Origin of the sequence: Spirillospora sp. NPDC127506, from assembly GCF_040302145.1 — a bacterium.
Classification (GTDB): Bacteria; Actinomycetota; Actinomycetes; order Streptosporangiales; family Streptosporangiaceae; genus Spirillospora.
The window spans coordinates 1-21443 of sequence record NZ_JBEORG010000050.1 but is presented as its reverse complement, the minus strand read 5'-3'; the positions used below and the strand labels follow the sequence as shown (position 1 = coordinate 21443).

The 21443-nt window shown below is 73.8% G+C and carries 22 protein-coding genes and 1 riboswitch; of the genes, 10 read left to right on the top strand and 12 right to left on the bottom strand.

The window, feature by feature from the left end; all coding sequences use genetic code 11:
* Positions 1-376 precede the first annotated feature (376 nt).
* Positions 377-1171 (bottom strand): acyl-CoA thioesterase, encoded by a 795-nt coding sequence (locus ABTW95_RS31315; protein WP_500228193.1) that lies wholly within the window; start codon positions 1169-1171, stop codon positions 377-379.
* Positions 1172-1350: 179 nt separating this feature from the next.
* On the opposite strand from ABTW95_RS31315, the gene pgi reads away from it, so the two are divergent.
* The gene (gene pgi, locus ABTW95_RS31310) at positions 1351-2997 is read left to right on the top strand and encodes a glucose-6-phosphate isomerase (protein ID WP_396448545.1); all 1647 of its coding nucleotides are present in this window, start codon (positions 1351-1353) and stop codon (positions 2995-2997) included.
* A 90-nt stretch (positions 2998-3087) separates the two neighbouring features.
* Here pgi and ABTW95_RS31305 read toward each other — a convergent pair whose 3' ends face one another.
* The 6 genes from ABTW95_RS31305 to ABTW95_RS31280 form a co-directional block, all read right to left on the bottom strand.
* The gene (locus ABTW95_RS31305) at positions 3088-3345 is read right to left on the bottom strand and encodes an EF-hand domain-containing protein (RefSeq protein WP_396448544.1); all 258 of its coding nucleotides are present in this window, start codon (positions 3343-3345) and stop codon (positions 3088-3090) included.
* Positions 3346-3438: 93 nt separating this feature from the next.
* Complete coding sequence (locus tag ABTW95_RS31300) at positions 3439-4182, bottom strand: sugar isomerase domain-containing protein (protein ID WP_500228192.1); 744 nt, start codon at positions 4180-4182, stop codon at positions 3439-3441.
* A complete protein-coding gene (locus tag ABTW95_RS31295) occupies positions 4175-4612 on the bottom strand; it encodes a PTS sugar transporter subunit IIA (RefSeq protein WP_500228191.1) in 438 nt (145 codons plus the stop codon). The genes ABTW95_RS31300 and ABTW95_RS31295 overlap by 8 nt, the downstream gene beginning before the upstream one ends.
* Positions 4609-4911, bottom strand: a complete 303-nt coding sequence (locus ABTW95_RS31290) for a PTS sugar transporter subunit IIB (RefSeq protein WP_396448541.1) — start codon at positions 4909-4911, stop codon at positions 4609-4611. The genes ABTW95_RS31295 and ABTW95_RS31290 overlap by 4 nt, the downstream gene beginning before the upstream one ends.
* Before the next feature lie 28 nt (positions 4912-4939).
* Complete coding sequence (gene ulaA, locus ABTW95_RS31285) at positions 4940-6418, bottom strand: PTS ascorbate transporter subunit IIC (RefSeq protein WP_500228190.1); 1479 nt, start codon at positions 6416-6418, stop codon at positions 4940-4942.
* A 35-nt stretch (positions 6419-6453) separates the two neighbouring features.
* Entirely contained in the window at positions 6454-7185 is a 732-nt protein-coding gene (locus ABTW95_RS31280) for a GntR family transcriptional regulator (protein WP_396448539.1), read from the bottom strand.
* 395 nt (positions 7186-7580) lie between these two features.
* On the opposite strand from ABTW95_RS31280, the gene ABTW95_RS31275 reads away from it, so the two are divergent.
* On the top strand, positions 7581-8732 hold the full coding sequence (locus ABTW95_RS31275; protein WP_500228189.1) for a carbohydrate kinase family protein: 1152 nt from the start codon (positions 7581-7583) through the stop codon (positions 8730-8732).
* Here ABTW95_RS31275 and ABTW95_RS31270 read toward each other — a convergent pair.
* Positions 8729-9664 (bottom strand): AraC family transcriptional regulator, encoded by a 936-nt coding sequence (locus tag ABTW95_RS31270; RefSeq protein WP_500228188.1) that lies wholly within the window; start codon positions 9662-9664, stop codon positions 8729-8731. The two genes, ABTW95_RS31275 and ABTW95_RS31270, sit on opposite strands and share 4 nt — an antisense overlap.
* Positions 9665-9745: 81 nt before the next feature.
* Between ABTW95_RS31270 and ABTW95_RS31265 the strand changes: the two genes are divergently transcribed.
* The 3 genes from ABTW95_RS31265 (at position 9746) to ABTW95_RS31255 (ending at position 12038) form a co-directional block, all read left to right on the top strand.
* Positions 9746-10585 carry a Rossmann-fold NAD(P)-binding domain-containing protein gene (locus ABTW95_RS31265; protein ID WP_500228187.1) on the top strand — a complete coding sequence of 280 codons (840 nt, stop codon included), beginning with the start codon at positions 9746-9748 and terminating at the stop codon, positions 10583-10585.
* Between the two features lie 19 nt (positions 10586-10604).
* Positions 10605-11108 (top strand): anthrone oxygenase family protein, encoded by a 504-nt coding sequence (locus tag ABTW95_RS31260; RefSeq protein WP_500228186.1) that lies wholly within the window; start codon positions 10605-10607, stop codon positions 11106-11108.
* 93 nt (positions 11109-11201) lie between these two features.
* On the top strand, positions 11202-12038 hold the full coding sequence (locus ABTW95_RS31255) for a metallophosphoesterase family protein (RefSeq protein ID WP_500228185.1): 837 nt from the start codon (positions 11202-11204) through the stop codon (positions 12036-12038).
* A gap of 1 nt (position 12039) precedes the next feature.
* On the opposite strand, the gene ABTW95_RS31250 is transcribed toward ABTW95_RS31255, so the two are convergent.
* Positions 12040-12624, bottom strand: a complete 585-nt coding sequence (locus ABTW95_RS31250; RefSeq protein ID WP_396448533.1) for a TetR/AcrR family transcriptional regulator — start codon at positions 12622-12624, stop codon at positions 12040-12042.
* 171 nt (positions 12625-12795) lie between these two features.
* On the bottom strand, positions 12796-14517 hold the full coding sequence (gene thiC, locus ABTW95_RS31245) for a phosphomethylpyrimidine synthase ThiC (protein ID WP_500228184.1): 1722 nt from the start codon (positions 14515-14517) through the stop codon (positions 12796-12798).
* A riboswitch (TPP riboswitch) is annotated at positions 14513-14626 on the bottom strand. (Overlaps the previous gene by 5 nt.)
* Positions 14627-14715: 89 nt before the next feature.
* Here thiC and tsaA point away from each other — a divergent pair.
* A complete protein-coding gene (gene tsaA, locus ABTW95_RS31240; RefSeq protein ID WP_500228183.1) occupies positions 14716-15138 on the top strand; it encodes a tRNA (N6-threonylcarbamoyladenosine(37)-N6)-methyltransferase TrmO in 423 nt (140 codons plus the stop codon).
* Positions 15139-15201: 63 nt separating this feature from the next.
* On the opposite strand, the gene ABTW95_RS31235 is transcribed toward tsaA, so the two are convergent.
* Positions 15202-15723, bottom strand: a complete 522-nt coding sequence (locus ABTW95_RS31235) for an NUDIX hydrolase (RefSeq protein WP_396448530.1) — start codon at positions 15721-15723, stop codon at positions 15202-15204.
* Between the two features lie 78 nt (positions 15724-15801).
* On the opposite strand from ABTW95_RS31235, the gene clsA reads away from it, so the two are divergent.
* Together clsA and ABTW95_RS31225 are read left to right on the top strand one after the other, a co-directional pair.
* On the top strand, positions 15802-16491 hold the full coding sequence (gene clsA / locus ABTW95_RS31230; RefSeq protein ID WP_396448529.1) for a cardiolipin synthase ClsA: 690 nt from the start codon (positions 15802-15804) through the stop codon (positions 16489-16491).
* On the top strand, positions 16488-18986 hold the full coding sequence (locus ABTW95_RS31225) for a sugar phosphate nucleotidyltransferase (protein WP_500228182.1): 2499 nt from the start codon (positions 16488-16490) through the stop codon (positions 18984-18986). The genes clsA and ABTW95_RS31225 overlap by 4 nt, the downstream gene beginning before the upstream one ends.
* A 7-nt stretch (positions 18987-18993) precedes the next feature.
* Here the strand turns inward: ABTW95_RS31225 and ABTW95_RS31220 are convergent, their stop codons facing one another.
* The gene (locus tag ABTW95_RS31220) at positions 18994-20328 is read right to left on the bottom strand and encodes an aminotransferase-like domain-containing protein (RefSeq protein WP_500228181.1); all 1335 of its coding nucleotides are present in this window, start codon (positions 20326-20328) and stop codon (positions 18994-18996) included.
* Between the two features lie 93 nt (positions 20329-20421).
* Between ABTW95_RS31220 and ABTW95_RS31215 the strand changes: the two genes are divergently transcribed.
* Together ABTW95_RS31215 and ABTW95_RS31210 are read left to right on the top strand one after the other, a co-directional pair.
* A complete protein-coding gene (locus ABTW95_RS31215; RefSeq protein ID WP_500228180.1) occupies positions 20422-21060 on the top strand; it encodes a LysE family translocator in 639 nt (212 codons plus the stop codon).
* A 64-nt stretch (positions 21061-21124) separates the two neighbouring features.
* Positions 21125-21443: hypothetical protein (locus tag ABTW95_RS31210; RefSeq protein WP_500228179.1), on the top strand; the 319-nt coding region annotated here is incomplete at its 3' end.

Here is a 21443-nt window from a genome sequence, read left to right as displayed (position 1 = left end):
TACAGGCAGGTTGACTCGATGCTAGATGTCGATGGCCGCCCAGGCAGTCCCCAACCGTGCACTTCGGTATCCGTTTCACGGGTAATGGACGACTGAAATGGGGCGCGGGAATCGGGGACGCTCCGCAGGGTGCGGACGTCCACTGTGAGGCCGGCTCCGCCGACGAGACTCCGCTACGGCGCGCCGCAGGTCGCCGCGCTCGTGCTCACCTGGCACGACTTCGCCATCAGAGGCATCCGGCTCACCTGCCGCACCAGCATCGCCTTCCGGCACCCGCCGCTCGGTTCCGCCCGACGACGGTCCTCAAAGACGGCCGGGAAACGGACATCGGTGTCGGCTGCGGGCAATTCGACGGTGCCGGGTCGTCCGGGCCCGGTCAGGGGGCGGGGCGTAGGAGGGCCTCCTGGGCCACCGAGGCCAGGAGGGTGCCGTCCGCCGTGTGGAGCGTTCCGCGGGCCAGGCCGCGGGCGCCGTGGTTGGTGACCGGGGCGACCGAGTACAGCAGCCACTGGTCGACGCGCGGCGGGCGGTGGAACCACATGGCGTGGTCCAGGGTGACGGCCGTGACCAGGTGCTTCGGCGATCCCGGGGCGCGGGCGCTGCTGACCACCGCCATGTCGGACAGGTAGGCGACCAGGCACGCGTGCAGGGCCGGGTCATCGCCGATCGGCGCCGACGCGCGGATCCAGAACGGGTGCGGCATCGGGAACTCGTCCTCGGCGGGCGTGTTCACCAGCCGGATGTCGAACCCGATCGGATGCTTGAAGAACGAGGGGAGCGCGGGCGCGCTCAGCCCCTCGGGGCCCGGGACGTCCGGGGGCGGGGCGGCCTGCCAGTCGAAGCCGTCCTCCGGGTCGTGGAACGAGGCGATCAGCTCCAGGATCGGCTTGCCGCCCTGGCTCGCGGTGACGTGCCGGGTCGAGAACGAGCGGCCGTCGCGGGTGCGGGCCACGTCGAACGTCAGCGGCTCGTCCGGCGTCCCCGGGCGGATGAAATAGGCGTGCAGGGAGTGCGGCGGGCGCCCGCCGGCGGTCAGGCACGCGGCGCGCAGGCTCTGCCCGGCGACCTGCCCGCCGAACAGCCTCGGCCGCCCCACCGACGGCGAGGCCGCCAGGAACGAGTCCTCGCCGAGCGGGGTCAGGTCGAACATCCGCGTGATGCCGTCACTCATCCGGGAACCTCCTGCAAGCGGTGACCCTACTGGGCGGCGGGACGGTCCCGGTGATCCGGGGCGGTCGCCTGCGCGGCCGGGGACGGCCCTGATACGGTCACGCGCGGTCGACCTATGATCGCCGTGGGGAGGGCGCCCGGGGGACTTCGGCGCCCGCCCGCGAGGAGATGAGAGAGGCAATGGCTGATATCACCGAGTCGCCCGAATGGTCCGCGCTGGCCGAGCACCACGCCGCGCTCGCCGGGCGGCACCTGCGCGACCTGTTCGCGGACGATCCGGGGCGCGTCGACCGCATGACGGTGACCGCGGGGGACCTCCACCTGGACTACTCCAAGCACCGCGCCACGGGCGAGACCATGGAGCTCCTCGCGGCCCTCGCCGAGCGGGCCGGGCTGCGCGCCCGGATCGAGGCGATGTTCACCGGGGAGCACATCAACGTCAGCGAGGACCGCGCCGTCCTGCACACCGCGCTGCGGCTCCCGCCCGGCGAGGCCCTCACCGTCGACGGGCAGGACGTCGCCGCCGACGTGCACGCCGTCCTGGACAAGATGTCCGACTTCGCCGGACGCGTCCGCTCGGGGGAGTGGACGGGCTTCACCGGCAAGCGGATCACGACCGTCGTCAACATCGGCATCGGCGGCTCCGACCTCGGCCCCGCCATGGCCTACGAGGCCCTCCACGACTACGCCGACGCCGGGATCGCCTGCCGGTTCGTCTCCAACATCGACCCCGCCGACATCGTCGGCAAGCTCGCCGGCCTCGACCCCGAGCAGACCCTGTTCGTGATCAGCTCCAAGACGTTCGGCACGCTGGAGACCCTCACCAACGCCAAGGTCGCGCGGCGGTGGCTCACCGAGCGGCTCGGCGACGACAAGGCGGTCTCGCGGCACTTCGTCGCCGTCTCCACCAACGCCGAGCGCGTCGCGGACTTCGGCATCGACACCGCCAACATGTTCGGCTTCTGGGACTGGGTCGGCGGCCGCTACTCCTTCGACGGCGCCATCGGCCTGTCCCTGATGATCGCGATCGGCGGCGAGGCGTTCCGCGAGATGCTCGCCGGGTTCCGGGAGATCGACGAGCACTTCCGCAGCGCCCCGCTCCAGGCGAACATGCCGGTGATCATGGGGCTGCTCGGCGTCTGGTACACCGACTTCTTCGGCGCGCAGACCCGGGCCGTGCTGCCCTACAGCCAGCGGCTGTCCCGCTTCCCCGCCTACCTCCAGCAGCTCACGATGGAGTCCAACGGCAAGTCGGTGCGGGCCGACGGGGCGCCCGTCGTCGCGCAGACCGGCGAGATCTTCTGGGGCGAGCCCGGCACCAACGGCCAGCACGCCTTCTACCAGCTGCTGCACCAGGGCACCCGGCTCGTCCCGGCCGACTTCATCGGCTTCGCCGAGCCGTTCGAGGACCCTCCCGTGGACGGGCCGGCGGGGATGCACGACCTCCTCACCGCGAACATGCTCGCGCAGACGTCGGCGCTCGCGTTCGGCAAGACCGCCGAGGAGATCGCCGCCGAGGGCGCGCCCGCCGCGGTCGTCCCGCACAAGGTCATGCCGGGCAACCGGCCGAGCAGCACGATCCTGGCGCCGAAGCTGACGCCGAAGACGCTCGGCTCCCTCGTCGCCCTCTACGAGCACATGGTCTTCGTCGAGGGGACGATCTGGGGCATCGACTCCTTCGACCAGTGGGGCGTCGAGCTGGGCAAGGTCATGGCGATGGACCTCGCGCCCGCGCTCACGTCCGAGGAGCCGCCGGCGCAGGCGCCCGACCCGTCCACCGCCGCGCTGGTGCGCCGGTACCGGGAGCTGCGCGGCCGGCGGGTCTGACCCCCGGCGCTCGAACAGGGCGAACAGGGCGCGAACGGGGCGCGCATGCGAAAGGCCCGCCGGAGACGTCCGGCGGGCCTTCTCCGTCCGTCAGGCGCCGGCGGCCGGCAGCGGCCCCTCGACCCAGCCCTGGGACTCCATGATCGCGCGGAACTCCTCGTAGGAGATGAACCCGTCGAGGTTGCTGTCCGCCTGCTCGAACCTGTCCTGCGTCTCGGCGCGTGTCCAGGCGAGCCCCAGCTCGTCCAGCACGAGTGTGAACTCCATCAGGTCGAGCTTCTGGTCGCCGCCGAGGTCCGCGCGCGTGAACACCGCAAGAAGGTCGTCCTCGGTCGGTCGTGTCGTCATCTCGCTCCTTCGGTCCGATGGTAGCCACGCATCATCTCATAGGGAGCGATCCAGGCAATGTGTAAAACGCCGCAGGAAGACGGCGTGTTCCGGCTAGCCGCCGCCGGTCAGCTCGGGGACGCGGTGCCGGTAGCGGGCGAGCAGCGCGGCGTTCATCTCGTCGCCGCCGGGGACGTTCGCGCTCGTCCAGCGCGGCGGGTCCACGCCGCGCTCGGCCGCCAGGTCGTCCAGGGCGGCCAGCACGCGCGACCACGCGTACGCGGCGAGGATCGTGGACGCCGCGGCGGTGCGCGGCGCCGCCGCCGGATGCAGCACGTCGCCGGGCGGGACGCGCGTGTCCAGCACGATGTCGGCGTGGTCGGCCAGGGTCGTCTCGGTGCGCGCCGCAGCGCCCTCCGACGCCCGCGTCGACGTCACCGCGACGACCGGCACGCCCCGCGCCCGGCACTCCGCCGCGACCTCCACCGGGTACGGGTTGCGGCCGCTGGTGGAGAACACCACCGCCACGTCGGGCGGGGCGGGCGCCGCGTTCCGCACCACCGCGCGCCCGACCCCGTCGCGCCGCTCGATGCGGGTGCTGCGCACCGCGTCCCCGATCGGGGCCACGCGGGGATCCCAGATCGGGCGGACGGCGGCCAGGCCCCCGGCCCGGTAGAACGTCTCGAACACCATCGCGAGGGAGTGCCCGGCCCCGGCGACGTGCACGATCCCGTCGGCCTGGACCGAGTCGAGGACGAGCGCGGCGGCGGCGCCGATCGCCTCGCCCGACGCCGCGTCCAGGTCGTCCAGCAGGGCCCGTACCCGGTCGGGGAAGCTCGGCCGGGCGGCGTCAGGCATCGGGCAGGGCCTCCTTCAGGGCGCGGGCCATGTCGTCCTCTCCGGCGGCGGCGCGGAGCCGGCCGGCCAGGCCGCCGGACAGCGCCCGCGCCAGCCCGGACAGGACGCCGACGTGCGCGTCCGGTTCCGGGGTGCAGAACGCGAGCAGCAGGTCGACGGGGTCGTTGTCAGGATGACCGAATTCGACCGGCGCCGCCAGCCTGGCCGCGCCGACGCCGACGGCCAGCCCGCCCTCCTCGGGCCGCGCGTGCACCAGCGCCAGCCCCTTGGTCAGCACGATGTACGGGCCGTTCTCCTCGACCACCCGGACGCACGCGTCCGGGTAGCCCTCGCCGGCCGCGCCCGCGCCGACCAGCACGGAGGCCGCCTTCCGCACGGCCTCCCGCCAGTCGCGGGCGGCGACGCCGTCGCTCACCGCGATGACCGTCATGAGAGCCAGCCCTGCTCGGCCAGCCGCTCCCTGAGCTGCGCTTCGAGGCCCTCCTTGTCGAGGAAGTCGCTGATCGTGATCACGACGGGCGCCAGGCCGGCGATCTCGCTGGTGTGCATGCCCTGGCCGATCACCACGTCGGGCGACATCCCGCGCGCCGTGGACACGTCGGTGTTCTCCACCCGCGCGTCCACGCCGAGCGAGCGCAGCGCGTCCTCGGCGGTCATCTTCAGCATCAGGCTGGAGCCCATGCCGACGCCGCAGACCGCGAGGATCTCCAGTTGCCGGTCCAGTGCCATCTCGGCTCTTCTCCCTCGGTCGGTTCGGTCAGGTCTTCGCCGACGCCGCGTCGTCGGGCGCCGCGTCACCGGGCGCCGCACCCTCGGGCGCGGCCTCGCCGGGCGCGTCCTCCTCCTCCGCCGCGGCGCGGCGCTTCTCGGCGCGGCCGAGGAGCAGCAGCGACGCGACCATCGCGGCCAGCGCCACCGCGGGGACGAGCCAGACCGCGCGGCCGCCGGCGACGGGGTCCACGGCCTTCAGCAGCCACGCGATCGCGTACCAGTCGGGGTCGGCGAGGGTGGCCAGCTCGGGCGCGGTCTTCTCGTACAGGTCCCAGGTGACGGCCTGCCCCACCGCGAGGATCAGGCCGGTGATCGCGCCGCCGAGGACGGCGCCGCGCCAGCCCGCCACCACGTTGCCGAACAGCGCGGCGGCGCCGCCGACGAAGAACAGCATGATCATGGGCGGGGCGAGGGTGAACCAGCCGGCCGCGGCGAACACGCCCAGGCAGACCAGGAACACTGCGGTGGAGGCCACGAAGCCGACCATGACGGCGGTCGGCGCGACGGGGAACACGGTCGGCGCGTCCAGCGCGGGGCGGGTGCCGGGGATCACCCGGTCGCTGAACCCCTTGAACGCCGGGACGATCTCGGCGAGGAACATGCGCACGCCGAACAGCAGGATCGCGATGCCTCCCGCGAACCGGAGGCCGACCAGGATCGCCCACACCCACGGGGACAGTTTGTCGTCCATCTCGGCCGCGGCCTTGGCTACCACGCCGCCGTCGGCGAGCGCGACCCCGATCAGCATGATCACGGTGATGACCAGGGCGGTGCTGACGTTGACGTCCTTGAAGAACGACAGCTGCCGGGGCAGCTTCAGCTTCTCGGTGTCGTGCTTCTCGCGGCTGCCGAGCGGCCGCGCGGCGTACCCGGCGATCAGGCAGGCGAGCGAGCTGGTGTGCGCGAACCCGAACCGGTCGTCGGGCATGACGCGGCGCATCAGCGGCCGCATCCACAGCGGCTGCAGCGTCCAGTACGCGGCGACGAACCCGGCCCCGCACAGCACCAGCGTGAGCTGGTCGGCGTCCGGCGCGATCGTCACCAGCGACGCGACCGTCACCGTGCTGATCCAGAACATCAGGTGCCCGGTCAGGTACAGGTAGCGCGCCGCGGGGAACAGCCGGACGACCAGCACGTGGACGAGGAACGCGACCGTGATGACGAGCGCGATCGTGCCGCCCTGCTGGGCGAGGAAGTCGGCGAGGGTGTTGTCCGCCTTCGGCGGCGCGGTGTCCATCGCGCTGGCGAGGACGGTCTGGAAGCTCGTCAGCCCGCCGGTGAACACCTCGACGCCGATGAACAGGATGACGACGCCGATCGTGGCGCGCAGCGCGCCGGCGAAGACGTCCTCGAACCGCTTGCGCTGCAGGATCAGCCCGATCAGCGTGATGAGCCCGATGAGGATGGGGACCTGGCCGAACACGTTGTCGGCCAGGAAGGTGAGGATGTCCTTGATGACGTCCATGGTGAAGTCGCCTCACTTCCCGGGGTGGGGGACGGTCAGTGGGTCGGCGGCCGGAGGTCGAGTTCCAGCCGGTAGCGGTCGCCCCGGTAGACGGATCGGACGTATTCGAGGGGCCGTCCGTCCGGGTCCTTGGTGATGCGCTCGAAGAGGAACGCCGGCATGTGCACCGGCACGCCCAGCTCGGCGGCCTCCTCGGCGGTGGTGACGGTCGGCTCGATCGTCTCGGTGCCCGAGGCGATCACGATGCCGCGGCCGCGCAGCAGGTCGTAGAACGACTGCCCCTCCAGGTCGTGCCGCCGCAGGTCCGGCAGCAGCGCCCGGGGCAGGTACAGGGTCTCGATGGCCATGGTCGCCTCGTCGGCCAGCCGGAGCCGCCGAATGGTAAATACCTCTTCCTCGGGCGGGAGGGCGAGCCGCCTGCCGATCCGCGCCCCCGCGGTCTCGGTGCGGAACGACAGGACCCGGCCGCCCGGCTTCATGCCCCGCCTGATCATGTCCTCGGTGAACGACGTCATCGTCAGCGACACCGCGATCCGGGGTTCGGCCACGTAGGTGCCGCTGCCGTGCCGCCGCTCCAGCAGCCCCTCGGCCGCGAGGCCGTCGACGACCTGCCGCAGCGTGGGCCGGGAGACGCCGAGCTCCTCGGCGAGCCGGCGCTCGGACGGCAGGGCGTCCCCCACGTCCAGGCCGTCCATCATCGCGAGCAGCTCGCGGCGCACCGCCTGCCGTTTCGTGCTCCCGGACCGGGCCTCACCGGCGGATGGCACGCGGTTCACCTCCGTGGACGCTGTTCCTGTGGTTGCACACGGTATGTCCCGTTCATGCGACTGGTCAATACCACTTTGCGATGTTCGCCGCGGCGGCCGTCCGGCGGCCCGGCCCGCGGCCGCGCGATGGGGCATCGCGCACGCGGCGCCCTGGCGATGGCGCGTTCGGCGCCGGCTGGACGTGGGAGGGGCCGGGCGGCGCCCTGGCCGGCCGCGGCGCCCGGCCCGGCGGGTCCGCCCACCCGGACCGGTTCATGACCGGCGATCCGCTCATGAACTTCTGCGAGGGATCTGCGCAGGTGGACGGCATCCGGTTGTACGTTCCAATGTAAGAACGTCCGAGGCGGGGGCTAAGGTCCGGATGATCTCGCCCACGCCGCGCCACGGGGGGCCTCGTGACACAGCAGACCGCGACGGGACGGGCGCCCGAGCCGTCCCTCGCCGACCCCTGCGCGGAGCGGGAGCAGGCGGGGGAGCGGCTGCGCGCCGGCGGGGGCGGCCGGGTGCTGGACGTGTTCCTGTCCGGCCAGGTGTTCATGGACATGATCTTCACCGGGCTGCCGAGCCTGCCGCCGCCCGGCACCGAGATCGTCACCGACGGGCTCGGCTCGGCGCCCGGCGGCGTCGCCAACATCGCGGTCGCGATGAGCCGGCTCGGGCTGCGGGTCGGGCTGGCGGCGCCGTTCGGCGACGACATGTTCGGCGCCTACCTGTGGAGCACCCTCGCCGAGCAGGAGGGCGTCGACCTCGGGCTGTCGCGGCGGGTGCGCGGCTGGTCGACGCCCGTCACCGTGTCGATGGCCTACGACTCCGACCGCAGCATGGTGACGTTCGCCAAGCCCGTCCCGTCCTCGCCGGACGACCTGGGCGCGCCCCCGCCGGACGCGCGGGCGTGCTTCGTCGACGTCGGCCGCCCGGTGCCGCCGTGGGCGGCGGAGATGCGCGCGGGGGGCGCGCTGGTGTTCGGCGACCTCGGCTGGGACCATACCGGCGCCTGGCCGGCCGAGGTCCTCGACCGGCTCGCGCACGTGGACGTGTTCCTGCCGAACGCGGCCGAGGCGATGGCCTACACCCGGACGGACGCCCCGGCGGACGCGGCCGAGGCGCTCGCCGAGCGGGTGCCGGTGGTCGTGGTCAAGCGGGGCGGCGACGGCGCCATCGCGATCGACGGGGAGACGGGGGAGCGGGCCGAGGTCGGGGCGCTGCCGGTGGAGGCGCTCGACCCGACCGGCGCGGGCGACGTGTTCGCCGCCGGGTTCGTGTTCGCCACGCTCGCCGGGCTCCCGCTCGCCGAGCGGCTGCGGTTCGCGAACCTGTGCGCGGGGCTGTCGGTGCGGCACCGCAGCGGCTCGCTCGGCTCGCCGTGCTGGGGCGAGATCGCCGCGTTCGGCGAGTCGGGGGAGGTGTCCGAGGCGGTGCTGGCGGAGTACGCGTTCATCGTCCCGTTCATCCCGGACGCGGCGGACGACTCGCCCGTCCGCGCCGAGCCCACCCTGCGCAAGCAGCAGATGGCGGGCCGCCGGGCCGCGCCGCGGAGGCCGGCCTAGCGGGAGCCGGCGCGGTACTCCTGCGGGCTCACGCCGTGCTCGCGCTTGAACGCGGTGCTCAGCGCGAACGCGGTTCCGTAGCCGACCTGGCGGGCGATGGCGTCGAGCGTCGCGTCGCTCTCTCGCAGCAGGTCGGCGGCCTGCGCGAGGCGGGCGCCGGTCAGGTACGCCATGGGCGGCTCGCCGATCAGCCTGGTGAACCGCTGCGCGAGCGCGGCCCGGGACACCCCGACCTCCGCGGCCAGGTCGGCGACCGTCCACGGGTGCGAGAGGTCGGCGTGCAGGAGCCGCAGCGCGGGGCCGGCGACGGGGTCGCCGTGGGCGCGGTACCAGCCGGGCGCCTCGGCGTCCGGGCGGGAGAACCAGGCGCGCAGGGTCGCGATGAGCAGCAGGTCGAGGAGCCGGTCGAGGACGACGTCCTGGCCGGGCTCGTCCTTGCCGATCTCCTCGCCCAGCACGTCGACGAGCGGCGACTTCCACGTGTCGCCGCGGACGACCGCGATCGGCGGCAGCGCGGACAGCAGCCGCTGGGTCACGGCGCCGCGCATCTGGTAGGTGCCGATCAGCATGACGGTCGTGCCGGCCGGGTCGTTGCCCCAGGCGCGGACGCCGAGGTCCATCGCCTCCGACAGGCTCGTCCCGTCGGGGGTGGTGCAGCGCTGCCCGGGATGGATGACGATCTGCGGCTCGGTCGCGGGATCGTCGCTGACGGTGTAGGGGTCGGGCCCGCGGAAGATGACCATGTCGCCGGGGCCGACGCGCTGCGGCTCCCCGTCGTCGGGGACGAGCCAGGCGTCGTCCCGGACCATGGAGAGCAGCGTCAGCGGCGCCTCGTCCTGGATGCGGATCGACCAGGGCGGGGCGAGGGTCGAGCGGAGCATGAACGCCCCCCGGGCGCGCGGCCCGTCGAGGAGGTCGGTGAGAGCGTCCACGGGTCAAGCGTAGACGCTCGCGTATGGGGGCGAGCTTCTCAACGATGGTCGCTGGAGACGCCCGGCTGTTGACTCGAAGGCATGACGAACACGGCATCCGAGAACGGCCTCACCCTCGTCCTCGGCGGGACCGGCAAGACCGGCCGCCGCGTGGTGGAGCGGCTGGAGGCCCTCGACGTCCCGGTCCGGATGGGCTCGCGGTCGGCGTCCCCGGCCTTCGACTGGCAGGACCGGTCGACCTGGGCGCCCGTCCTGCGGGACGTCGAGAAGGTGTACCTGTCCTACTACCCGGACCTGGCGGCGCCCGGCGCCGCAGAGGCCGTCGCCGCCTTCGCCGCGCAGGCGGCCGGGGCGGGCGTGCGGCGCGTGGTCCTGCTCTCCGGGCGGGGCGAGCCGGAGGCGCGGGAGTGCGAGCGGATCGTCCAGGGCGCCGGCCCGGAGTGGACGGTCGTGCGGGCCGCCTGGTTCGCGCAGAACTTCAGCGAGGACTACCTGCTCGACCCCGTCCGCGCCGGCGAGGTCGTGCTCCCGGCGGGCGACGTGCCGGAGCCGTTCGCGGACGCCGGCGACATCGCGGACGTGGCCGTCGCGGCGCTCACCGGGGACGGGCACGCCGGCGAGGTCTACGAGGTGACCGGCCCGCGCGCGCTCACCTTCGCGGAGGCCGTCGCCGAGATCGGCCGCGCGGCCGGGCGGGAGATCGCCTTCGTCCCGGTGAGCGCGGACGACTACGCGGCCGCCCTCAAGGAGCACGGCGTGCCCGACGAGGTCGCCGGGTTCCTCCTCTACCTGTTCACGACCGTCCTGGACGGCCGCAACGCCCGCCCCGCCGACGGCGTCCGGCGGGCGCTCGGCCGAGCCCCGCGCGACTTCGCCGAGTACGCGGCGGAAGCCGCCGCCAGCGGCGTCTGGAACCTCTGACCCGGAAAGTGGGACGACGATGAGAACTGCGTTCGCGGGCGTCTCGGTGACGCTCTCCCTCATCATGGCGGCCGGCATGGCCGGGACGTTCTTCGGCTTCTCGACCGGCGTGATGCCCGGCTTGGACGCGGCGAAGCCGGCATCGGCGATCGACGCGATGCAGAGCATCAACCAGCGCATCCAGAACCCGCTGTTCGTGGCGATGTTCCTGCTGGTACCGGTGCTGGCGATCGCGGCGGGCGTGCTGCTGCTGACCCTGGAGCAGAGGTCGGCGGCGATCCTGTTCTTCGCCGCGGCCGGCGTCTACTTCGCCGGAGCCCTCCTCCCGAGCTTCGCGGTGAACATCCCGATGAACAACGACCTGGACGGCGTGACGATCCCGGCGGACGCCGCGGAGGCCGCGAAGACCTGGTCGGACTACTCAGGCCGCTGGACGGCGTGGAACACCGTCCGCGCGGTGTCCAGCTGGGCGAGCCTCCTCGCGATGAGCCTGGGCGTCTACTACTGGGGCAAGAACGACTGACCATGAGAAGCGGCCCGCTCCCCGGCCAGGGGCGCGGGCCGCTTGCCGCGCCGCCCGGCGAGGCCGGGTCCGCGGCGGGCTTACGATCTCTGGATGGGCGGTGTCTACGCGATCAGCGACCTGCACGTGGGGTTCCCGGAGAACCGGGCGTTCGTCGAGGGGCTGCGGCCCGAGTCCGGAGACGACTGGCTGATCGTCGCCGGAGACGTCGCGGAGCGGTTCTCCGACGTCGAGTGGGCGCTCCGCACGCTGCGCGAGCACTTCGCCACCGTGGTCTGGGTCCCCGGCAACCACGAGCTGTGGACGACCGGGAACGACCCGGTGCGGCTGCGCGGCGAGGCCCGGTACCGGCGCCTGGTCGACATGTGCCGCGGCCTCGGCGTCCTGACCCCCGAGGACCCGTACCCGGTGTGGGACGGCGAGGGCGGGCCCGTCACCGTCGCGCCCCTGTTCGTCCTCTACGACTACACGTTCCGGCCGGAGGGGACGTCCACCAAGGAAGAGGCCCTCGCGGTCGCGCACGAGTCGGGCGTCGTGTGCACCGACGAGGTCTACCTGCATCCCGACCCGCACCCGACGCGCGACGCCTGGTGCGAAGCCCGCGTCGCCTACAGCGAGAAGCGCCTGGCCGCCCTGGAGCCGGGGACCCGGACCGTCCTCGTCAACCACTGGCCGCTCGTCCGCGAGCCCACCCGCGTCCTGTGGTACCCGGAGTTCGCGCAGTGGTGCGGCACCGAGCGCACCGCCGAGTGGCACGACCGGTTCCGCGCGGTGTCGGTCGTCTACGGGCACCTGCACATCCCCCGGACGATCTGGACCGGCGGCGTCCCGCACATCGAGGTGTCGGTCGGCTACCCGCGCGAGTGGCGCAAATGGCGCGGGTCGCCGCGCGGCCCGCGCCGGATCCTGCCCGACCCCGAGACGAGCTGACCTAGCGGCGGCCGGGCACCATGCCTGCCGCGGCGAGCGACAGCAGCCGCCCGGCCGCCTCCGGCTCCCGCTCGGTGACCGCCGCGATCGCGCCGGTGAGCCACAGGACGTCGGCGAACGCCGCGCCCGCCGGCGCGTCCCCGGCCCGCTGCGCGCGGGCGAACAGCGCCTCGCCCGCCTCGCACATCGCCCGCCGCGCGGCCGCCCCCTCCGGCCGCCCGTCCCGCAGCGACACCACCGCCGACGCGGCCAGCCCCCGGAACACCGTCACCCGCGCCATGAACGTCCGCAGCCAGGTCATCAGCGCCTCGCCGGGCGCGGGCGCGACCATCAGGTCGCGGGCCGCCGCGGCGAGCTCCTCGTAGGCGTCGGCGAGCAGCGCCTCCAGGAGGTGCTGGCGGGTCGGGAAGTGGCGGTAGAGCGTCCCGATGCCGACGCCGGCGGTGCGGGCGACGCCCTCCAGGGACGCGCCGGCCCCCTCGCGCTGGAACGTCTCGCGGGCCGCGGCGAGCAGCCGCGCCCGGTTGCGGCGCACGTCGGCGCGCACCGCGCGGGCGGGGGCCGTCGGCGTGTCGTCGCTGGTCACGTGGGTCCTCGGTCCTTTCCCGGCGGGTATGGGCCTGCGGCGATTCGGGGGGATCCGCGGCTTTGGAACGGTCCCTCGATACTATCCGCGCCGGGCCGCCCGTTCCGCGCCGGGAGGGGCCGGCCCGCCGCGGCCGGTGCCGCGGCGGGCCTGCGCCGACCTGCGCCGACGTCAGGACGGGCCGGGGGAGACGGGCAGCTGCACCCGCCCGCCCGCGGCGCGGAACTCCGCCGCCTTCTCCCGCATCCCGGCGGCGAGGGCCGCCTCGCCGTCCAGCCCGCGCTCGTCGGCGTACCGCCGGACGTCCCGGGTGATCTTCATCGAGCAGAAGTGCGGGCCGCACATCGAGCAGAAGTGCGCGGTCTTCGCCGGGGCCGCCGGGAGCGTCTCGTCGTGGAACGCGCGTGCCGTGTCCGGGTCGAGGGACAGGTTGAACTGGTCCTCCCACCGGAAGTCGAACCGCGCCTCCGACAGCGCGTCGTCCCACGCCCGCGCCCCCGGATGGCCCTTGGCCAGGTCGGCGGCGTGGGCGGCGATCTTGTAGGCGATGACGCCCGCCTTCACGTCCTCGCGGTCCGGCAGCCCGAGGTGCTCCTTCGGGGTGACGTAGCAGAGCATCGCGGTCCCGTGCCAGCCGATCATCGCGGCGCCGATCGCCGAGGTGATGTGGTCGTAGCCGGGCGCGATGTCGGTGGTCAGCGGGCCGAGCGTGTAGAACGGCGCCCCGTCGCACCACTCCTGCTGCAGGTCGACGTTCTCCTTGATCTTGTGCATCGGGACGTGGCCGGGCCCCTCGTTCATCACCTGGTTGCCGTGCTCGGCCGCGATCCGCGTCAGCTCGCCCTGCGTGCGCAGCTCGGCGAACTGCGCCTCGTCGTTGGCGTCCGCGATGCAGCCGGGGCGCAGGCCGTCCCCGAGGGACCAGGTGACGTCGTAGGCGGCGAAGATCTCGCACAGCTCCCGGAAGTGCGTGTACAGGAAGTTCTCCTCGTGGTGCGCGAGGCACCACGCCGCCATGATCGAGCCGCCCCGCGACACGATGCCCGTCTTGCGCCGCGCGGTCAGCGGCACGTACCGCAGCAGGACCCCCGCGTGGACGGTCATGTAGTCGACGCCCTGCTCGGCCTGCTCGATCACCGTGTCGCGGAACAGGTCCCAGGTCAGCTCCGCGGGGTCGCCGCCCGCCTTCTCCACCGCCTGGTACAGCGGGACGGTCCCGACCGGCACCGGCGAGTTGCGCAGGATCCACTCCCGCGTCGTGTGGATGTCCCGGCCGGTGGACAGGTCCATGATCGTGTCGGCGCCCCACCGGGTCGCCCAGGTCATCTTCTCGACCTCGTCCTCGATCGAGGACGCCACCGCCGAGTTGCCGATGTTCGCGTTCACCTTCACGAGGAAGTTCCGCCCGATGACCATCGGCTCGATCTCGGGGTGGTTGACGTTCGCGGGCAGCACCGCCCGGCCGGCGGCCAGCTCGTCCCGGACGAACTCCGGGCGCACGCCCTCCCGCAGCGCCGCGAACTCCATCTCCGGCGTGATCTCGCCCCGCCGCGCGTACGCGCGCTGCGTCACCGCGCCGCCGGTCGCGCGCCGCGGCCGGCGGGGCGGGAAGTCCTCCCGCGCGGGCGCCCGCCGCCCGTCGTCCCCGGGCCGCGCCGGGCGCCCCTCGTACGGCGCGGTGTCGCCCCGCTCGGCGATCCACGCCTCCCGCAGCGCAGGCAGCCCCCGCCGGACGTCGACCTCCCGCGCCGGATCGGTGTACGGCCCCGACGTGTCGTACAGGACGACGACATCGCCGTTGGTCAGCGGCACCTCCCGCATCGGGACCCGGAGGTCCGGCCGCGACCCCTGCAGGTAGGTCTTGCGGGCAGCTGGAACCACACGTTGTGTCATGACGACTCGATCTCTCCCTACGCCGGCATTACCCGGTCAGGTTCATGCGGTCAGCGGCCGTCCCAGCCGCTATCTCAGCCCGGTTCGCCGGGCACCCGCGATCTGTCGCCCCCGACGCTAACCCGCGGCACCCCGGTTGCCGCAACCGCCGCCTCCGGGGTAGAACGCGCCCGCGCGAGGCCCTGAGAGGATCGGGGCATGTTCGACCCTCACCAGGAGTACACGCTGACCCCGGTCGGCCATGTCTCGTCCGCGCTGACCGACCGCGAGTCCGCGCCCAAGCAGGGGACCGAGGGCGCGCCCGAGGCATGGCTGGTCTTCGAGCCGGCCGTGCTCCCGGCGCTGGAGGGCCTCCGCCCGGGCGACCGGGTCTTCGTGCTGACGTGGCTGCACCTGTCGCCCCGGGACGTCCTGCGCGTCCACCCGCGCGACGACCCGTCCACCCCGATGCGCGGGGTGTTCGCGACGCGCTCCCCGGACCGCCCCAACCCGATCGGCCTGCACCCGGTCGAGGTCCTGGAGGTGACGGGCCGCTGCGTCCGCGTCAGCGGCCTGGAGGCCCTCGACGGCACCCCGATCGTGGACGTGAAACCGATCCTCGCCTGCGAACCCGGCGGGTAGGCCGCCGGGCCGGGGGAGCGCGGCGGGTTCGCGGTCGCCGCCCGCCCCCCGCCCGCCGCGCCGTCAGCCCGCGGTGACGAGGTAGAGCAGGCCCGCCAGCGTCGAGGCCGAGCCGATCTCCCCGCGCGCGGCGCGCGCGGGGACCGACGCCAACGGGACCCACTCGATCCGCTCGGCCTCCACGTCGGTCGGCGCCCCGACCCGCTCGGCGCCGTCCGCCCGGTAGATGTGATAAACGCCATCGTGGACGCCGGGTGACGGCCGCACGTCGAGCAGGTGCCGGACGGTCCCCGCGCGGTATCCGGTCTCCTCGACCAGCTCCCGCGCGGCCGCCTCGCCGGGGTCTTCGCCCGGTTCGACTCGTCCGCCGGGAATCTCCCAACCCCACTGGTCGGTGATGAACCGGTGCCGCCAGATCAGCAGCACCCGGCCCTCCCCGTCGACCGCCGCGACGCCCGCCGCGGGCCGCACCCGCACGAGATGATGGTCGAACCGGCGCCCGTCCGGGAGTTCGACATCGGCCAGCCGCACGTCCATCCAGGGGCTGTCGTAGACCGACCTCTCCCCGTAGACCGTCCATCTCATGGATGGACGCTATCGGGGCCTTTCAAACCCTTACCGGTAGGGTCAGGATCAAGGGGACCAGGGGAGGCGATCGCGTCGGTGAGCACACTGCAGGAGGCCCCGCAGGACCGGATCTTCACGGTGCCCAACGTGCTGAGCGTGGCACGGCTCGTGGGCGTCCCGCTGTTCCTGTGGCTGGTCTTGGCCGAGGCGGACGGGTGGGCGATCGGCGTGCTGGTGTTCGCCGGCCTGTCCGACTGGCTGGACGGCAAGCTGGCGCGCGCGCTGAACCAGACCAGCAAGCTCGGCACGGTGCTCGACCCGGCCGCCGACCGCCTCTACATCCTCGCCACGCTGATCGGGCTCACCATCCGCGACATCATCCCGCTGTGGCTGGTGGTGCTGCTCGTCGCCCGGGAGTTCGCGATCCTGCCGATCGCGCCGATCGTCCGGCGGCTCGGGTACGGCGGCACGCTGCCCGTCCACTTCATCGGCAAGGCGGGCACCATGTGCCTGCTGTACGCCTTCCCGCTGCTGCTGCTGGGCGACCACGACGGCGGCGCGGCGACCGCGGCGAAGGTCGCCGGCTGGTCCTTCGCCATCTGGGGGACGGGCCTGTACTGGTGGGCGGCCGTCCTCTACTGGACGCAGACGCGGCAACTGGTGCTGGCCGGCCGCGACTCGCCCCCGGCCCCCGGGCCGGACGCCGCGCGCGCACCGGACGACCGGCGCGATCCGGGCGCGGACCCGCCGGCCGGCGACCAGAAGGGAGCTGAGACCCCCCGATGAAGGCCGTCGTGATGGCGGGAGGCGAGGGGACGCGGCTGCGTCCGATGACCGCCAACCAGCCCAAGCCGCTGCTGCCGCTCGTCAACCGGCCGATCATGGAGCACGTGCTCCGGCTGCTGAAGCGGCACGGGTTCACCGAGACCGTGGTCACCGTCCAGTTCCTGGCCGCGCTGATCCGCAACTACTTCGGCGACGGCGAGGAGCTCGGCATGTCGCTGAGCTACGCGACGGAGGAGATCCCGCTCGGCACCGCCGGCAGCGTCAAGAACGCCGAGGAGGCGCTGCGCGACGACCGGTTCCTCGTGATCTCGGGGGACGCGCTCACCGACATCGACCTCACCGACATGGTGCGGTTCCACAAGGAGAACGACGCGCTCGTCACCATCGGGCTGAAGCGGGTCCCGAACCCGCTCGAATTCGGCATCATCATCGTGGACGACGAGGGCCGCGTGCAGCGGTTCCTGGAGAAGCCCACCTGGGGCCAGGTGTTCTCCGACACCGTCAACACCGGCATCTACGTGATGGAGCCCGAGGTCCTCGAACACGTCGCGGAGGGCGAGCCCGTCGACTGGTCGGGGGACGTGTTCCCTAAGCTCCTCGCCGAGGGGGCCCGCCTGTTCGGGTACGTGGCCGACTGCTACTGGGAGGACGTCGGCACCCACGAGAGCTACCTCAAGGCCCAGGCCGACATGCTGTCGGGCCAGGTCGGCATCGAGCTGGACGGCTTCGAGATGTCCCCGGGCGTGTGGGTCGCCGAAGGAGCCGAGGTGGACGCCGAGGCCGTGCTCAAAGGGCCGCTCTACATCGGCGACTACGCCAAGGTCGAGGCGGGCGTCGAACTGCGCGAGTACACCGTCCTCGGCAGCAACGTCGTGGTGAAGGAGGGCGCGTTCCTGCACCGCGCCATCGTCCACGACAACGTGTTCGTCGCGCCGTCCACGAACCTGCGCGGCTGCGTCATCGGCAAGAACACCGACATCATGGCCGGAGCCCGCGTCGAGGAGGGCGCGGTCATCGGGGACGAATGCGTCATCGAGGCCGAGGCGTACGTCTCCAGCGGCGTGAAGGTCTACCCGTTCAAGACCATCGAGGCCGGCGCGGTCGTCAACACCAGCGTCATCTGGGAGTCGCGCGGGCAGCGCAACCTGTTCGGGCCGCGCGGCGTGTCCGGGCTCGTCAACGTCGAGATCACCCCCGAGCTGGCGGTGCGGCTGGCCTCCGCCTACGCCACCACGCTGAAGAAGGGCTCCACGGTCGTCACCGGACGCGACGTCTCGCGCGCCGCCCGCACCCTCAAACGCGCCGTGAACAGCGCGCTCACCGCCAGCGCCATCAACGTCAACGACCTGGAGGCGACCCCGCTCACCGTCGCCCGGTTCGAGACCGGCCGCGAGGACGCCGTCGGCGGCATCTACATCCGCACCACCCTCGGCGACCCGCAGGGCGTCGACATCCTGTTCCTCGACGCGGGCGGCGCCGACCTGTCCCAGGCGGCGCAGCGCAAGCTGGAGCGCGTCTTCGGCCGCCAGGAGTACCGCCGCGCGTTCCCCGGCGAGATCGCCGAGCTCACCTACCCGCCGCGCGTCGTCGAGACCTACACCCGCGACCTGCTGCGCCGCGTCGACATCCGCGGCGTCCGCGAGGCCGGGCTGAAGATCGTCCTGGACTGCGCGGGCGGCGTCGCCTCCCTCGTCCTGCCGAACCTGCTCGGCAAGGTCGGCGTGGAGGTCCTCACCCGCAACGCCGGGCTGGACGAGGCCAACCCGACCGAGACGCTCGCCGAGCGCATGCGCGACCTGGAGCGCCTCGGCGACCTGGTGTCCTCCTCGCGCGCCGCCTTCGGCGTCCGCTTCGACCCGGTCGGCGAGCGGATCTCCCTCGTGGACGAGAACGGCGAGCTGGTCGGCGACGACCGCGCCCTCCTCGTCATGCTCGACCTGGTCGCGGCCGAGCGGCGCGGCGGAAAGGTGGCGCTGCCGGTGACCACGACGCGGGTCGCCGAGCAGGTGTGCCGGTTCCACGGCGTGCAGGTCGAGTGGACCTCCACCTCCCAGGACGTCCTCACCAAGGCCGCCGCCCAGCCCAGCGTGATCTTCGCCGGGGACGGCCGCGGCGGGTTCCTGATGCCCGAGTTCAGCGGCACCGTCGACGGCATCGCGGCGTTCGTCCGCCTCGTCGGCCTCGTCGCGCGCACCCGCCTGACGCTGTCCCAGATCGACCGCCGCATCCCCGACGCGCACCTGCTGCGCCGCTCCGTCCCGACGCCGTGGGCGGCCAAGGGCAGCGTGATGCGGCACGTCGTGGAGGCCGCCGGGGACCGCACGATCGACACCACCGACGGCGTCCGCGTGGTGGAGGACGACGGCCGCTGGGTGCTGGTCCTGCCCGACCCGGCGGAGGCGGTGACCCACCTGTGGGCCGAAGGGCCCGACGCCGACGCCGCCCAGGCCCTCCTGGAGGAGTGGGCCGCCGTCGTCGAGCGCGCCGGCTCCTGATCCCGCGTCAGTCGGCGGCGGTGTCGTCGGGGTCGCCGGCGGCGATCTCGGCGAGGACGTCCAGGGCGCGCGCCAGGGCGTCCAGGGGCGGGGAGGCGAGGCCGAGCCGGACCGCGCGGGGGGCGGCGGCCGTCCCCACGACGAAGGCGGCGGCCGGGGTCACGGCGATGCCGCGGCGCGCCGCCGCGGCCACGAACGTCTCCGCGCGCCACTGCGGCGGCAGATCCCACCAGGAGAAGTACGAGCACGGCGCGGACCGGGCGTCGGGGACGCGCTCGGCGAGGAGCCTCTGGCGGGCCGCGGCGTCCGCGCGCTTGGCCCGGGCGACCGCCTCCACCGTGCCGTCGGCGATCCAGCCGGCCGCCGCGTCGAGCGCGAAGCGCGCGGGTCCCCATGCGCCCGAGCGCAGCGCCGCGGCGACGGGCCCGGCGAGCGCGGCGGGCGGGACGGCGAACCCCACGCTCAGGCCGGGCGCGAGGCGCTTGGACAGGCTGTCGACCACCACGGTGCGCCGCGCCGCGAGGCTCGCCAGCGGCCGCGGGCCGTCCTCGTCGAGGAACGCCCAGACGCGGTCCTCGATCGCGTAGAGGCCGAGCCGTTCGAGGGCGGCGGCGAGCTCGACGCGGCGCTGCCCCGGCATCGTCGTCCCGGACGGGTTGTGGAGCGTCGGCTGGACGTACAGCGCGCCGAGCGGGGCGGCGCGGTGCGCGTCGGCGAGGGCGTCGGGGCGCAGCCCGTGCTCGTCCCCGGCGACCGGGACGAGCGTGACGCCGAGCCGGGCCGCGATGCCCTTGACCACCGGATAGGTGAGCGCCTCCACGGCGAGCCGCCCGCCGGGCGGCACGAGCGCCGCCACGGCGCCCGCGATCGCCTGCCGGCCGCTCCCCGCGAACAGCACGGAGCCGGGTGCGGGGCGCCAGCCGGGCGCGGCCAGGAGGGCCGCCGCGGCCTCCCGGGCGGCGGCGGTCCCCGTGACCCGGCCGGGCCCGAGCGCCGCCTCCAGGACGTCCGGGCGCAGGAGGCGCTCCATCCCCGCGGCGAGCAGCGCGTTCTGCTCCGGCAGCAGGGGCTGGCTCAGCTCCAGATCGACCCGCGCCCCGGCCGGCTCCGCCAGCGCGGGGACGGGCGCGGGCCCGGCCGCGCGGACGAACGTGCCGCGCCCCACCTCGCCCACCACGAGGCCGCGCCTGGCCAGCTCCCCGTAGACGCGGCTCGCCGTGGACACGGCGATGGCGCGCTCGCGGGCGAAGGCCCGCTGCGGCGGGAGCCGGTCACCGGGCCGCAGCCGCCCCGCGGCGATGTCGGCGGCCACCTCGTCGGCGACCCGGCGGAAATCCTCCATGCGCTCCCCACATTGCTCCGACTTCAATGGAAAGTATTGCACCGAGTAAATGCCGAGATCTAGTCTCAGATCAATTCCACTGTTCGGAGTGCAATGATCTCGCTCACCGCCGCCGCGGCCGTGGCCGCCTTCGCCCTCGGGCTCGTCCTGACCCCGGGGCCCAACATGATCTACCTGGTGTCGCGGTCGGTGACGCAGGGCCGCCGCGCCGGGCTCGTCTCCCTCGGCGGCGTCGCCGCCGGCTTCCTCGTCTACGTCGCCGCCGCCACCGCCGGGCTCACCGCCGTCTTCACGCTCGTCCCGGCCGTCTACACGGTGATCAAGCTGGCCGGCGCGGCGTACCTGCTCTGGCTCGCCTGGCAGGCGCTGCGGCCCGGCGGCACGACGGCGTTCGCGCCGAAGGAGCTGCCCGCCGACCCGCCGCGCCGTCTCTTCACCATGGGCCTGGTCACCAACCTGCTCAACCCGAAGATCGCGATCCTCTACGTGTCGCTGCTGCCGCAGTTCGCCGACCCCGGCCGCGGGCACATGGCCGTCCAGATCATGCTGCTCGGCCTCCTCCAGATCACCATCGCGATCACCGTGAACGGCCTCATCGTCATCGGCGCCGGGGGCATCGCCGCGTTCCTCGCGCGCCGCCCCGGCTGGCAGCGCGTCCAGCGCTACCTGATGGGCTCCGTCCTCGCCGGGCTGGCGCTGCAGATCGGCCTGCACCGCCCCGCCACCGCCTGACCGGCGCGGACCCGGTCTCGCCGGCGGCGGCCCGCGCGCTCCCCGGGCTTGCCATGATGGGGCGGTGATCGCACGACGGGACGACCGGCGGCCCGGCGCCTCGACGCCGCTGCTCGCCGACCTGCTCGCCGGGAAGCTCCTCGACCCCGGCTACGCGGAGGCCGCCGCGCGGCGGGCCGCCTCCGCCCCGCCGCGCCGCCTGCGGGGCCCGGGCGTCCTGCTGGTCCTCCTCCTCGCCGGGATCCTGATCGCCGTCGCCGGGGCGCAGGCGCGGCGCGGCGAGCCGGTGGCGGCCGAGCAGCGGGCCCGGCTGATCGACGAGATCCACGCCCGCACCGCCGAGACCGACGGCCTGCAGGACCGCGTGGACCGGCTGCGCGCCC

Excerpts from the sequence above, each read along its gene's own strand:
- ABTW95_RS31315 (WP_500228193.1), bottom strand. The coding sequence starts at position 1,171 with ATGAGTGACGGCATCACGCGGATGTTCGACCTGACCCCGCTCGGCGAG.
- pgi (WP_396448545.1), top strand. The coding sequence starts at position 1,351 with ATGGCTGATATCACCGAGTCGCCCGAATGGTCCGCGCTGGCCGAGCAC.
- ABTW95_RS31305 (WP_396448544.1), bottom strand. The coding sequence starts at position 3,345 with ATGACGACACGACCGACCGAGGACGACCTTCTTGCGGTGTTCACGCGC.
- ABTW95_RS31300 (WP_500228192.1), bottom strand. The coding sequence starts at position 4,182 with ATGCCTGACGCCGCCCGGCCGAGCTTCCCCGACCGGGTACGGGCCCTG.
- ABTW95_RS31295 (WP_500228191.1), bottom strand. The coding sequence starts at position 4,612 with ATGACGGTCATCGCGGTGAGCGACGGCGTCGCCGCCCGCGACTGGCGG.
- ABTW95_RS31290 (WP_396448541.1), bottom strand. The coding sequence starts at position 4,911 with ATGGCACTGGACCGGCAACTGGAGATCCTCGCGGTCTGCGGCGTCGGC.
- ulaA (WP_500228190.1), bottom strand. The coding sequence starts at position 6,418 with ATGGACGTCATCAAGGACATCCTCACCTTCCTGGCCGACAACGTGTTC.
- ABTW95_RS31265 (WP_500228187.1), top strand. The coding sequence starts at position 9,746 with ATGACGAACACGGCATCCGAGAACGGCCTCACCCTCGTCCTCGGCGGG.
- ABTW95_RS31260 (WP_500228186.1), top strand. The coding sequence starts at position 10,605 with ATGAGAACTGCGTTCGCGGGCGTCTCGGTGACGCTCTCCCTCATCATG.
- ABTW95_RS31255 (WP_500228185.1), top strand. The coding sequence starts at position 11,202 with ATGGGCGGTGTCTACGCGATCAGCGACCTGCACGTGGGGTTCCCGGAG.
- thiC (WP_500228184.1), bottom strand. The coding sequence starts at position 14,517 with ATGACACAACGTGTGGTTCCAGCTGCCCGCAAGACCTACCTGCAGGGG.
- tsaA (WP_500228183.1), top strand. The coding sequence starts at position 14,716 with ATGTTCGACCCTCACCAGGAGTACACGCTGACCCCGGTCGGCCATGTC.
- ABTW95_RS31235 (WP_396448530.1), bottom strand. The coding sequence starts at position 15,723 with ATGAGATGGACGGTCTACGGGGAGAGGTCGGTCTACGACAGCCCCTGG.
- ABTW95_RS31225 (WP_500228182.1), top strand. The coding sequence starts at position 16,488 with ATGAAGGCCGTCGTGATGGCGGGAGGCGAGGGGACGCGGCTGCGTCCG.
- ABTW95_RS31220 (WP_500228181.1), bottom strand. The coding sequence starts at position 20,328 with ATGGAGGATTTCCGCCGGGTCGCCGACGAGGTGGCCGCCGACATCGCC.
- ABTW95_RS31215 (WP_500228180.1), top strand. The coding sequence starts at position 20,422 with ATGATCTCGCTCACCGCCGCCGCGGCCGTGGCCGCCTTCGCCCTCGGG.